General features: G+C 71.4%; 11 protein-coding genes and 1 pseudogene. 10 read left to right on the plus strand and 2 right to left on the minus strand.

Annotation, left to right across the window (positions count from 1 at the left end):
• Positions 1-533, minus strand: a pseudogene (locus D7V97_RS32340) (hypothetical protein); the annotation flags it as partial.
• Between the two features lie 95 nt (positions 534-628).
• Between D7V97_RS32340 and D7V97_RS32345 the strand changes: the two are divergent.
• Together D7V97_RS32345 and D7V97_RS32350 are read left to right on the plus strand one after the other, a co-directional pair.
• Positions 629-1,519, plus strand: a complete 891-nt coding sequence (locus D7V97_RS32345) for an MTAP family purine nucleoside phosphorylase (protein ID WP_120614479.1) — start codon at positions 629-631, stop codon at positions 1,517-1,519.
• Positions 1,520-1,626: 107 nt separating this feature from the next.
• On the plus strand, positions 1,627-2,676 hold the full coding sequence (locus D7V97_RS32350) for a YihY/virulence factor BrkB family protein (protein WP_120614480.1): 1,050 nt from the start codon (positions 1,627-1,629) through the stop codon (positions 2,674-2,676).
• Between the two features lie 31 nt (positions 2,677-2,707).
• On the opposite strand, the gene D7V97_RS32355 is transcribed toward D7V97_RS32350, so the two are convergent.
• Entirely contained in the window at positions 2,708-3,529 is an 822-nt protein-coding gene (locus tag D7V97_RS32355) for a M48 family metallopeptidase (RefSeq protein WP_120614481.1), read from the minus strand.
• A gap of 196 nt (positions 3,530-3,725) precedes the next feature.
• Here D7V97_RS32355 and mutM point away from each other — a divergent pair, with 196 nt between their 5' ends.
• The 8 genes from mutM (at position 3,726) to folK (ending at position 11,082) form a co-directional block, all read left to right on the plus strand.
• Complete coding sequence (mutM, locus tag D7V97_RS32360; protein WP_120614482.1) at positions 3,726-4,625, plus strand: bifunctional DNA-formamidopyrimidine glycosylase/DNA-(apurinic or apyrimidinic site) lyase; 900 nt, start codon at positions 3,726-3,728, stop codon at positions 4,623-4,625.
• Between the two features lie 79 nt (positions 4,626-4,704).
• Entirely contained in the window at positions 4,705-6,582 is a 1,878-nt protein-coding gene (locus D7V97_RS32365) for a TIGR04551 family protein (protein ID WP_233583368.1), read from the plus strand.
• 2 nt (positions 6,583-6,584) lie between these two features.
• On the plus strand, positions 6,585-6,797 hold the full coding sequence (locus D7V97_RS32370) for a lipoprotein (RefSeq protein WP_120614484.1): 213 nt from the start codon (positions 6,585-6,587) through the stop codon (positions 6,795-6,797).
• Entirely contained in the window at positions 6,794-8,041 is a 1,248-nt protein-coding gene (gene lysA / locus D7V97_RS32375) for a diaminopimelate decarboxylase (RefSeq protein WP_120614485.1), read from the plus strand. Before D7V97_RS32370 ends, lysA begins: the two co-directional genes overlap by 4 nt.
• Positions 8,042-8,057: 16 nt before the next feature.
• Positions 8,058-8,945 (plus strand): 4-hydroxy-tetrahydrodipicolinate synthase, encoded by an 888-nt coding sequence (gene dapA / locus D7V97_RS32380; protein WP_120614486.1) that lies wholly within the window; start codon positions 8,058-8,060, stop codon positions 8,943-8,945.
• A gap of 15 nt (positions 8,946-8,960) precedes the next feature.
• Positions 8,961-9,782 (plus strand): 4-hydroxy-tetrahydrodipicolinate reductase, encoded by an 822-nt coding sequence (gene dapB / locus D7V97_RS32385; protein ID WP_120614487.1) that lies wholly within the window; start codon positions 8,961-8,963, stop codon positions 9,780-9,782.
• A complete protein-coding gene (locus D7V97_RS32390; protein ID WP_120614488.1) occupies positions 9,779-10,546 on the plus strand; it encodes a fumarylacetoacetate hydrolase family protein in 768 nt (255 codons plus the stop codon). Before dapB ends, D7V97_RS32390 begins: the two co-directional genes overlap by 4 nt.
• Positions 10,543-11,082, plus strand: coding sequence for a 2-amino-4-hydroxy-6-hydroxymethyldihydropteridine diphosphokinase (gene folK / locus D7V97_RS32395; RefSeq protein ID WP_120614489.1), 540 nt, complete (start codon positions 10,543-10,545; stop codon positions 11,080-11,082). The genes D7V97_RS32390 and folK overlap by 4 nt, the downstream gene beginning before the upstream one ends.
• The last annotated feature ends 61 nt before the right edge of the window (positions 11,083-11,143 follow it).

Genomic DNA, 11,143 nt, shown 5'->3' on the forward strand with positions numbered 1-11,143 from the left:
GGCGGCGTGCGCGCGGGAGGCGGCTCCGCCGTGCGGGCCGGGACGGAGGCCGTCTGGCGCGGGGCGCCCTTCGCGGGCTTCTTCGGGGCCTCGGCCTCCGACGCGCGGTAGCCCTTGCGCTCCGGGGGCGGCTCCGGCGGGTCGTCGTAGGCGTCGCGCGCGGGGCGCTCGCGCACGGGCTTGTTGTCCTCGTCGCCGAACGGGTCGTCGTCGCGCTTGCGGTCCTTCTCCTCGATTTCGCGCAGCTTCGCGGCCTCCGTCTTGGAGTTCCTGCGCTCGGGCGCGGCCTCCGGGGCGTCCGCCGCGCGGCCGTTCACCGCGTTGAACTTCCGGGCGCACTGGGAGCGCTGGTCCGTGCAGCCCTCGAAGCAGCGCGTCAGCTTGCGGATGGCGTTGCCGTTGCCGCCGTACTCGATGGTGCAGTCCTCCTTGCACGCGACGGCGTCCTCCTCGCATCCCGGGGGGATGGGGGCGGCCAGGGCGGAGGTGCTGAAGAGGACCGTGAAGGCGAAGAGGCGCGGAAGAAGACGCATGGCAAATGTGAAAGCTACCAGTCTTCCGCGCTTCCCGGGGGAGGGCCCCGCGATATCGTCAGGCCCGAGCCCGGCACCCGGGCGAGGGGAGACGCATGCCGGCGGTCAAGGTGGGCATCATCGGGGGCCAGGCCCTCTACCAGGCCCTGGGGCTCCAGGGCCGGGGCGAACACCTCACCGTGGAGACGCCCTTCGGCCCGCACAGCTCGCCGCTCATCGCCACGGAGCTGGAGGGCGTCCCCGTCGTCTTCGTCTCCCGCCACGGCCAGGGCCACGTCCACAACGCCACCCGCTCCCCGTACCGCGCCAACCTCTTCGCCCTGAAGATGCTGGGCGTCACCCACGTGCTCGCCACCGGCACCGTGGGCTCCCTGCGCGACCACATCCAGCCGCTCCAGCTCGTCCTGCCGGATCAGGTCATCGACCGGACCTACCGCCGGCCCTGCACCTTCTACGACGACGTCGCCGTGCACGTGGAGCTGGCCCAGCCCTTCTGCTCCACCCTGCGCCAGACGCTCACCGACGCTGGCCGCCTGGGCGACACCGTGGTGCACCCGTCCGGCACCTACGTCTGCATCGAGGGCCCCTCGCTCAGCACCCAGGCGGAGAGCCAGCTGTACCGCACGTGGGGCTGCGACCTCGTGGGCCTCACCGCCATGCCCGAGGCCCGGCTCGCCCGCGAGGCGGAGCTGCACTACGCCCTCATCGCGCTGCCCACCGACCACGACTCCTGGCGCCCCCAGCCCGCGGGCCAGGAGCCGGAGGCGCTCCAGTTGCAACTGTCCCAGCGGCTGGACGCCGTCACCGCCCACGGCGCCGCGCTCCTGCGCCGCGCGCTGCCCCGCATCGCGGGCACCCAGGCCGTGTGCCGCTGCGACAGCGCGCTCGCGCTGGCCATCTTCACCGACCGCGCCCGCATCCCCGCCGACGTGCGCGCCCGCCTGCGCCCCCTGCTGGGCCGCTACCTGCCCTCCGGGGTCGTCTAGCGGCCAACACTCGGCGGTCTCCACCCCGAGCGCTCGGCCGGCTGCCTGCTGCCGAATGGCCGGGCCGTTCCCACATTGGCTCCCCACAGACCCGGAGGGGGAACCGCATGGGGCTGCCACGGCTCAAGTACCTGACGTGGAGGGAGTTCGGTCGGCGCTTCTGGAAGGAGATTGAAGAGGACACCGTCACCGACGTGGCGGCGCAGCTGTCCTACTACTTCATCTTCTCGCTGTTCCCGTTCCTGTTCTTCCTCGTCACGCTCGTGGCGTACATGCCGTTCGCGCCCGGCGCCGTGGACGCGATGATGGACCGCATCCGCCCGCTCGTGCCCGGCGACGCGCTGGGCGTGCTGAGCCAGCACCTGACGTCGCTCGTCGGCGAGACGCGGCCCAAGCTGCTCACGGTGGGTCTGCTCGTCGCGCTCTGGTCCTCGTCGCGCGGCGTGGACGCCCTGCGCAAGGCGCTCAACCTGGCGTACGACGTGCCGGAGTCCCGGCCCTACTGGAAGACGCAGGGGCTGGCGCTGGTGGTGACGCTCGCGGGCACGCTGCTCATCCCCCTGTCCTTCGCCATCCTGCTTTTGGGCGGGCGCGTGGGCGCGTGGGTGGCGGACAAGCTGGCACTCATCGACGAGTTCCACCTCGTCTGGTCCTGGCTGCGCTGGCCGTTCACCGCGGGCCTGGTGATGCTGATGCTGTCGCTCTGCTACTACCTGCTGCCGGACGTGCGGCAGCGCTTCAAGTACATCACCCCGGGTTCGGTGCTGGGCACCCTGGCGTGGCTGGGCAGCACCTGGGGCTTCACGCAGTACGTGGAGCACTTCGGCAAGTACGACGTCACCTACGGCTCCATCGGTGGCGTGGTGGTGCTGATGCTGTGGCTCTACATCTCCGGGCTCATCTTCATCCTCGGAGGGGAGCTCAACGCCATCCTCGAGCACGCCTCCGTGAAGGGGAAGGCCAAGGGCGCGCGCGACTTCGGCGAGCCCGCGCCCCTGGAGCCGCCGCTCAAGACGCCCGGCGCGGCCAAGAGCGCCGCCAGCGCCCAGAAGACGCGGCTGGCCCTGTTCCGCAGGCGGCGCCGGGTGGCCCAGGGCAAGGACCCGGAGCCTCCCGGCCTGCTGCCGGATGGCAACGACAACCCGCCCGTGCACTGAACGCGCGCCCGGGCGGGAACACCCACGACGCCTACTTGGGCAGCTTCGCCTGGATGGCCGGCAGCCCGCCCGGGGCGTTGCGGCCGCCGGTGAGGCCCTGCTGCGAGATGATCTTCTGCAGGTGCGCGATGCGGTCCTCGTTGGTGGGGTGCGTGGACAGCCACTTGAGCACCCCGGGCTGCGAGCCCTGCTGCTTCTGGAGCTTCTCGAAGAAGCTGATGAGGCCGCGCGGATCAAACCCGGCCGCGGCGGCGTACTTCGCGCCGTACTCGTCCGCCTCCGTCTCCTCGCTGCGCCCGTGCGCCAGCTGCAGGCCGCCACCGGCGAGCTGCGCGGCGATCTGCGCGGCGGTGCCCGGGTTCTGGCCCAGCGCCACCTGGGTGATGGCCTGCAGGCCGTAGGCGTTCACCATCGCGCGCGCCGAGTGCCGGCCCACCACGTGGCCCGCCTCGTGCGCCATGACGCCCGCGAGCTCCGCCTCGGTGTCCGCCGCCAGCAGCAGGCCCGTGTAGACGTAGAGGAAGCCGCCCGGCGTGGCGAAGGCGTTGACCGTCTTCGGGTCGTCGATGACGTTGACCTTCCACTTCACCCCGGAGCGGTCCTTGTTGGCCTGCGCGAGGATGGGCGCGGAGATGCTGCGCACGTAGTCGAGGATGGCCGGATCCTGCACGTACTTGATGTTCTCCTTCGTCTCCAGCTCCTTCTTCACCTGGAGGCCCAGCTGGTTCTCCTGTTCGTCGGAGATGAACACCTGGGCGAGTGCCTTCTCCGCGCCAACGCGCTGCTTCGCGCAGCCCGTGGTGAGGCCCGAGGCCAGGGTGAGGGTCAGGATTGCGGTGACCATCCGTTGCATGGGCAGTTCGTCCCTTCAGTGCGAGGTTCGTGGCGGGGTGCTGACGTCTCCCGCACCTCGTACTCACGCAGCCTCCCCCCGGGCAAGCCCCGCCTGCCGGGCTGTCTTCCAACGGCCGAAAGCGGGGGCGGGGGGCGCGCGGGCCGCCGCACGGGAATGCGCACGCCCGGGGAGCGGTGCTATGTGCCCCGGCAGGATGCCTGAGCTACCGGAAGTGGAGATCGCCCGGCGCAACCTCGTGCGCTGGTTCCAGGGCCGCCGCGTCGTGCGCGCGGAGGCGGACGCCACCCGCATCTTCCGGGGCGCGGAGCTGCCCCACTTCACCCGCCTCCAGGGCCGGGTGGAGGCCGTGGAGCGCAAGGGCAAGTACCTGCTGCTCACCCTGGAGGGCGGCCACGGCCTGATGGCCCACCTGGGAATGACGGGCAAGTTCGTGCGCCGCAAGGAGGGCGAAACCGTCCCCTACAGCCGCGCCCGCTTCCACCTGGATGACGGCCACGTCGTCCACTTCAGCGATGCCCGCCTCTTCGGCCGGATGGAGCCCGCGCCCGCGCAAGGCCTGTGGGAGCTGCCCGCGGTGAAGGCCCTGGGGCGGGATCCGCTGACGGACGGCCTCACCGGCCCCCAGCTCCAGGAGGCGGTGGGAGGTTCGAAACAGGACCTGAAGGTGGCCTTGATGGACCAGGGACGCATCGCGGGCCTGGGCAACATCCACGCGGCGGAGGCGCTCTTCCGCGCGGGGGTGCACCCGGCGCGCAGCCCCGCGTCCCTCACGCCCGACGAGTGGAAGCGCCTGGCGAAGGCCATCCACGCCGCGTTCGACTTCGGCCTCATGGAGCTCGGGGAACAGCAGGGCGAGGACATCGTCTACCTGGAGGAGCGGGGGGCGGTGAACCGCTTCCGCGTCTACGGCCGGGCGAAGGGGCCCTGCTCGAAGTGCGGGACGACCGTGGAGTCCTTCACCCAGGGTGGGCGCACCACCCATTTCTGTCCGGCATGCCAGCCGCTCCCAAAAGCCCCCACCGCACCAAGAAAGACGGTGAAGGGCTTGCAAAAGGCCGTTGAGGGAGCGAAGCCCCGATCCCGTAGACGTTGACACCCCAGGGGGGCATGGCTTGAATCGCCCGCCCTTTGAAACCGGCCACGTCATGTCGTGGCCCCGGAGACCGTTGACCATGCCTCACGTCCTGCTGGCGGCGCTGCTCGTCGCCTCGTCCACGGCCACCGCGCAGACGCCGGTGCCTGATGGTGGCACGCCCGCCGCGGCACCCCAGGAGTCGGCCCCCGCCGAAGCTCCTCCTCCCGCGCCCGCGGCTCCGGCCGCCGCCGCCCCCGCCGCGAACGACGGCGCGGTCAGCCGCGAGGAGCTGGAGCAGCGACTGGAGGCCACCCGGCAGGAGCTGCGCGAGGACATCCGCGCGCAGACGGCCACCCAGGCCGTGGCCAACAACAGCGACTGGCAGGAGGAGTGGACGGAGGAGAAGCGCAAGCTGGAGCTGTTCACGCTCGACGGCTACCTGCGCGTGCGCCCCACGCTCTTCTACAAGTTCGACCTGGGCAAGTTCCCGGTGCCGTCCGGCTCGGCGTCGGGCCGTCAGTTCTGGACGCGCTCGCCGCGCACCCCCGCCGAGCGGACGCAGGCCGGCGCCAACATGCGCTTCCGCCTGGACCCCTCCTTCAACGTCTCCGAGGACGTGCGGATCAAGGCGCAGGTGGACGCCCTGGACAACATCCTCCTGGGCTCCAACCCGGATACGGCCTACAACTTGGACGGGCGCAACACGTTCACGCTCTTCTCGGAGAACCAGGCCCCGGGCAACTCCGCCGTCAACGCGTTCAAGGACTCCGTCCAGGTCCGGCGCGCCTACGGTGAGGTGACGACGCCGGTGGGCATCCTGCGCTTCGGGCGCATGGGCAGCCACTGGGGCGTGGGCATGCTGCGCAACGACGGCAACTGCCTGGACTGCGACTACGGCGACACGGTGGACCGCATCCAGTTCGTCACCGAGCCGTTCGCCGGCTGGTACGTCACGCCGATGATCGACTTCAACGCGGAGGGGGTCTCCACCGAGCGCGCCGTCGCCCAGGGCGAGCCGGTGGACCTCACCCAGTCCGACGACAGCCACAGCCTGGTGCTGGCCATCGCGCGGCGCGACACCGAACAGCAGGAGCGCGCCAAGCTGGACAACAACCAGGGCGTGCTCAACTACGGCCTGTACTTCACCTACCGCACGCAGCGGTACGCGACGCTCACGGAGACGGGCGTCCCCTTCGACGAAGCCGCCCCGGGCGCGACCATCAACCCCCCCACGTTCGTCCCGCGCGGCGGCACGCTGTACGTGCCGGACCTGTGGTTCAAGTACGCGGAGAAGAAGTTCCGCATCGAGGCGGAGATCGCCGCGCAGCTGGGCAGCATCGACGGGCGGGCGCTGACGGCGAGCGACCCCACCACCCAGTCGCTGCGCATCGCGCAGTTCGGCGGCGTGCTCCAGACGGAGTTCCACGTCATCGAGAACAAGCTGCACCTGGGCGTGGAGCTGGGCTTCGCCTCCGGTGACAAGGCCCCGGGCTTCGGCAACTACCCGGGCCGCACGGGCTCCGGCTCCGGCGGCAACACGGAGCCGGGTGACGTGGAAGGCCGCCAGTACCGCTGCGACAACGGCGGCTGCAACGGCGACAACGCCATCCGCAACTTCCGCTTCAACCGCGACTACCGCGTGGACCTCATCCTGTGGCGCTCCATCCTCAACGGCGTGACGGATGCGTTCTACGTGAGGCCGGGCCTCAAGTACTCCATCGCGGAGGGCTTCGACGTCTTCGGCAGCATCATCTACTCGCAGGCGTTCTACGCGGAGTCCACGCCGTCCTACGTCAGCAAGGGCCTGGGCCTGGAGGCGGACATCGGCGCGCGCTACATCACCGAGGACGGCTTCGTGGCGGGCATCGACTACGGCATCCTCTTCCCGCTCAGCGGCCTGAAGGACCTCAACCTGCCCGGGCAGGAGCTCAGCACCGCGCACGCCGTGCGTGGCACGCTGGCCATCAAGTTCTAGCCATGCGCGGACTCCTCCCCCGGTGGTGTGTCGCCACCGCCCTGACGCTGTCGCTGCTGGCGTGTGGCATCAAGGGCAGCCCCCACGCGCCCCGTCCGGCGGCGCCCGCGCCCGCCTCGGAGACGGTGCCCCCGCAGGAGCCGCCGCGAGGACCCGTGGAGCCCTCCGGCCCCACGGTGCCGCCGTCCTCCACCGACGCGGGACTGCCGCAGTGAAGGCCTTCCCGTACAAGAAGGGCGTGCTGCACGCGGAAGGCGTTCCGCTGTCGGCCATCGCGGACGCGGTGGGCACGCCCACCTACGTCTACTCCGCGGCGGCCCTCACGGAGCGCTTCCGCGAGGTGACGGACGCGTTCCAGGGCCACCCGCACCTCCTCTGCTACTCGGTGAAGGCCAACTCCAACCTGGCCATCCTCCGGCTGTTCGCGGGGCTGGGGGTGGGCAGCGGCTTCGACATCGTGTCCGGTGGCGAGCTGGCCCGCGTGAAGCACGCGGGCGGCGACCCGGCGAAGACGGTGTTCGCGGGCGTGGGCAAGACGCCGGACGAGATGGCCCAGGCGCTGGACGCCGGCATCCTGCTCTTCAACGTGGAGAGCGCGGAGGAGCTGGAGGCGCTGGACGCCGTGGGGCGCAGGCTGGGCAAGCGCGCGCCGTTCGCGCTGCGCGTGAACCCGGACGTGGACGCGCGCACGCACCGCTACATCGCCACCGGCCTGAAGACGTCCAAGTTCGGCGTGCCGTTCGAAGAGGCGCTCGCCCTCTACACGCGCGCGAAGAAGCTCAAGGGCGTGAAGGCGCTGGGGCTGGACTGCCACATCGGCTCGCAGCTCACGCGCACGGCGCCCATGCGCGCCGCCATCTCCAAGGTCGCGGACCTCTACGTCGCGCTCAAGGCCCGGGGCCACGCGCTGGAGTACCTGGACGTGGGCGGCGGGCTGGGCATCACCTATTCGGACGAGACGCCGCCCAGCGTCCAGGAGTACGCGCGCACGGTGCTGGCCGCGACGGAGGCCACCGGGGCCACGCTGCTGCTGGAGCCCGGCCGCTCGCTCGTGGGCAACGCGGGCGTGCTGCTCACGCGCGTGCTGTACCGCAAGCCCACGGCGTCGCGCACCTTCGTGGTGGTGGACGCGGGGATGAACGACCTGCTGCGCCCGGCCCTCTACGAAGCGCACCACGCGCTCCAGCCCCTGGTGCAGCGCCGGGGCAAGGCCGTGGAGGTGGACGTCGTGGGGCCGGTGTGTGAGTCCACCGACGTGCTCGCGAAGGCGCGCCCCCTGGTGCTGCCCCGCCAGGATGACCTGTATGCCTTCATGAGCGCCGGGGCTTACGGGATGAGCATGGCTTCCACCTACAACTCGCGCCCCCGGCCGGCCGAGGTGCTGGTGGACGGGGAGGCGTGGCGTGTCGTCCGGGAGCGCGAGCGCGTCGAGGACCTCTGGCGCGGCGAGCGGGCCTGAACGTATAAGCGCCGGAATGAAGACCTTCGAAGGCTCCATGACGGCGCTGGCCACTCCGTTCTTGAACGGGGCGCTGGACGAGGGGGCGTTCCGCGCCCTGGTCCGCGCCCAGCTCGAAGGTGGCACCAACGTGCTCTTGCCCATGGGCACCACGGGCGAAGCGGTGACGATGGACGGGGACGAGCGCGCGCGCGCCATCGCCGTCGTCGTGGAGGAGGTGAAGGGGCGCGTGCCGGTGGTGGCGGGCGCGGGCAGCAACAGCACGCGCGAAACCATCGACTCCGTGCGCCGCGCGCGGGAGGTGGGCGCGGACGGCGCGCTCATCGTCACGCCCTACTACAACAAGCCCACGCAGGCGGGGCTCGTGGAGCACTACCGCGCCATCGCGAAGGCGCACCCGGGCTTCCCGCTCATCGCCTACAACGTGCCGGGCCGCACGGGTGTGGACCTGCTGCCGGAGACGGCGCTCCGGCTGTGCGACGTGCCGGAGGTCGTGGCGCTGAAGGAGGCTACCGGCAACCTGATGCGCGCCATCGACCTCGTGGAGCTGTGCGGTGAGCGGCTGACGCTGCTGTCCGGCGACGACTTCACGGTGCTCCCCTTCATCGCGTGCGGCGGCAAGGGCGTCATCTCCGTGTCGTCCAACGTGGCGCCGCGGATGATGGCGGACCTGGTGGCGGCGGCGCGCGGTGGGGATATCGCGAAGGCGCGCGGGCTCCAGGTGCGGATGAACGCGCTGCACCGGCTGCTCTTCGTGGAGTCCAACCCCATCCCGGTGAAGTGGGCGCTGCACGAGATGGGGCTGTTCGGTCCGGAGCTCCGCCTGCCGCTCGTGCCCATGGGCGGGGCGAACGCGGCGAAGCTGAAGGACGAACTGGCGCGGTTGGGGCTGTTGAAGGGCTAGGGAGCACGCACGCACATGGCGACCCGCACCGTCATCACCGGCATCACCGGCCGCATGGGCAGCACGCTCCTGCGCCTGGCGCGGGACGCGAGCGACCTCCAACTGGTGGGTGCCACCGCGCGTCCGGGCAGCCCGGCGGCGGGCCAGGACGCGGGGCTCGTGGCGCGGCTGGGCGCGGCGCTGGACGTGGCCGTGGCGGACGACCTGGGCCGCGCGCTGGACGCCGCGAAGGCGGACGTCGTCGTGGACTTCACCAGCGCGGAGGCAAGCCTTGCCCACGCGCGCGCGTGCGCCGAGCGCGGCGTGGCGCTGGTGGTGGGCTCCACGGGCTTCACGCCGGAGGCCCTCGCGGCGCTCCAGGCGCACGCGAAGCAGGTGCCCATCGTCGCGGCGCCCAATATGTCCGTGGGCGTGAACCTGGTCATCCGCATGGCGGCGGAGCTGGCGCGCGTGCTGGGGCCCTCGTTCGACGTGGAGGTGCTGGAGGCGCACCACCGCATGAAGAAGGACGCGCCCAGCGGCACCGCGCTGAGGCTCGCGGAGGTGCTCGCGGACGCGCTGGGTCGCACGCGCGACGACCTCACGTTCGCGCGCGAGGGGCAGACGGGCGCACGGCCGCCGGGTGAGATTGGCGTGCAGGCGCTGCGCGGCGGGGACGTGGTGGGCGAACACACGGTGTACTTCTTCGGCGAGGGCGAGCGCATCGAGCTCACCCACCGGGCGACGAACCGCGACCAGTTCGCGCTGGGCGCGCTGAGGGCCGCGCGGTGGGTGGCGGGCCGGGCGCCAGGGCTCTATGACATGGCCGACGTGCTCGGCCTCCAGGGGAAGACATGACCGCCCGTTACTGCCGCTTCCAGGTGGAGGGCCGCGCCAGCTACGGCCGCGTTGACGGCAACGAGGTGGTGGTGCTCACCGCCGCGCCCTGGGCCGGCGGCAAGGAGACGGGGCTGCGCCGGTCGCTCAAGGGCCTGTCGCTGCTCGTCCCGTCGGACGCCTCCAAGGTCGTCTGCATCGGGCAGAACTACCGCAAGCACGCGGAGGAGATGGGCAAGCCCGTGCCCACCGAACCGCTCATCTTCACCAAGCCCTCCACCGCGCTCAACGGCCCGGGTTCGCCCATCCGCATCCCGAAGGCGAGCCAGGAGGTCCACCACGAGGCGGAGCTGGCGCTGCTCATTGGCGAGCGCGTGAAGAACGCCGACGAGGCCACCGCCGCGCGCGCCATCTGGGGCCTCACCGCCTTCAACGACGTCACCGCGCGCGACATCCAGCGGAAGGAAATCCAGCACACCCGCGCCAAGGGCTACGACACCTTCGCCTGCGCGGGCCCCTGGGCCGTGACGGGGCTGTCCCCGGCGGACCTGCGGGTGGTGTGCCGGGTGAACGGACAGGTGCGCCAGGATGGCCGGACGTCCGACATGGTGTTCAGCCCCGCCCGCCTGGTGTCCTTCATCTCCCACATCATGACGCTGCTGCCCGGCGACCTGGTGAGCACGGGCACCCCATCCGGGGTGGGCGTGCTGGTGGCCGGCGACACGGTGGAGGTGGAGCTGGAGGGAATCGGAACCCTGGTGAACCCGGTTGAGATGGAGCCTTGAGCGCGACCGTCTATGTAGGTCTGGGTTCCAACGAGGGCGACCGTGAGGCCCACCTCGTGGCCGCCCTCTCCGCGATGTCGTGCATCGACGCGGTGGCGGTGCTGGGCTGTTCGTCCCTGTACGACACCGCCCCGGTGGGCCCCGCGCAGCCGCGCTTCCTGAACGCCGCGGTGGCGCTGGAGTGCGACCTGTCCCCGCAGCGCCTGCTGTGCATCCTGCAGCGCATCGAGCAGGACCTGGGCCGTCACCGCCTGCAGCGCTGGGGCCCGCGCGTCATCGACTTGGACATCCTCTTGTGGGACGAGGAGGAGCGCTCCGTCGTCGCGGACGCCAACCTCCAGGTGCCACACCTGGAGCTGCACAAGCGCCGCTTCGCCCTGGAGCCCCTGGCGGAGCTGGCGCCGCAGGTCCGGCACCCGGTGCTGGGCGTGACGGTGCAGGAGCTGCTCGCGAAGCTTGCCCCCCAGGACGTCCGCAAGCGCGAGGCCCTGTACTGGCCCGACATGGGCGCCCGTTTCCCCGTGCACGAACTATGAGCCTGTCCCTCGTCCTGGCCACGGCCGCGCTGCTCGCGGCCGAGCCCACCCCCCTGCCTCC

Origin of the sequence: Corallococcus sp. CA053C, from assembly GCF_003611675.1 — a bacterium.
Taxonomy (GTDB): domain Bacteria; phylum Myxococcota; class Myxococcia; order Myxococcales; family Myxococcaceae; genus Corallococcus.

Bases quoted from the DNA above. Each gene is read 5' to 3' on its own strand.
- D7V97_RS32390 (WP_120614488.1), top strand. From the start codon at position 9,779: ATGACCGCCCGTTACTGCCGCTTCCAGGTGGAGGGCCGCGCCAGCTAC.
- D7V97_RS32370 (WP_120614484.1), top strand. From the start codon at position 6,585: ATGCGCGGACTCCTCCCCCGGTGGTGTGTCGCCACCGCCCTGACGCTG.
- D7V97_RS32365 (WP_233583368.1), top strand. From the start codon at position 4,705: ATGCCTCACGTCCTGCTGGCGGCGCTGCTCGTCGCCTCGTCCACGGCC.
- D7V97_RS32345 (WP_120614479.1), top strand. From the start codon at position 629: ATGCCGGCGGTCAAGGTGGGCATCATCGGGGGCCAGGCCCTCTACCAG.
- dapB (WP_120614487.1), top strand. From the start codon at position 8,961: ATGGCGACCCGCACCGTCATCACCGGCATCACCGGCCGCATGGGCAGC.
- D7V97_RS32355 (WP_120614481.1), bottom strand. From the start codon at position 3,529: ATGCAACGGATGGTCACCGCAATCCTGACCCTCACCCTGGCCTCGGGC.
- dapA (WP_120614486.1), top strand. From the start codon at position 8,058: ATGAAGACCTTCGAAGGCTCCATGACGGCGCTGGCCACTCCGTTCTTG.
- mutM (WP_120614482.1), top strand. From the start codon at position 3,726: ATGCCTGAGCTACCGGAAGTGGAGATCGCCCGGCGCAACCTCGTGCGC.
- D7V97_RS32350 (WP_120614480.1), top strand. From the start codon at position 1,627: ATGGGGCTGCCACGGCTCAAGTACCTGACGTGGAGGGAGTTCGGTCGG.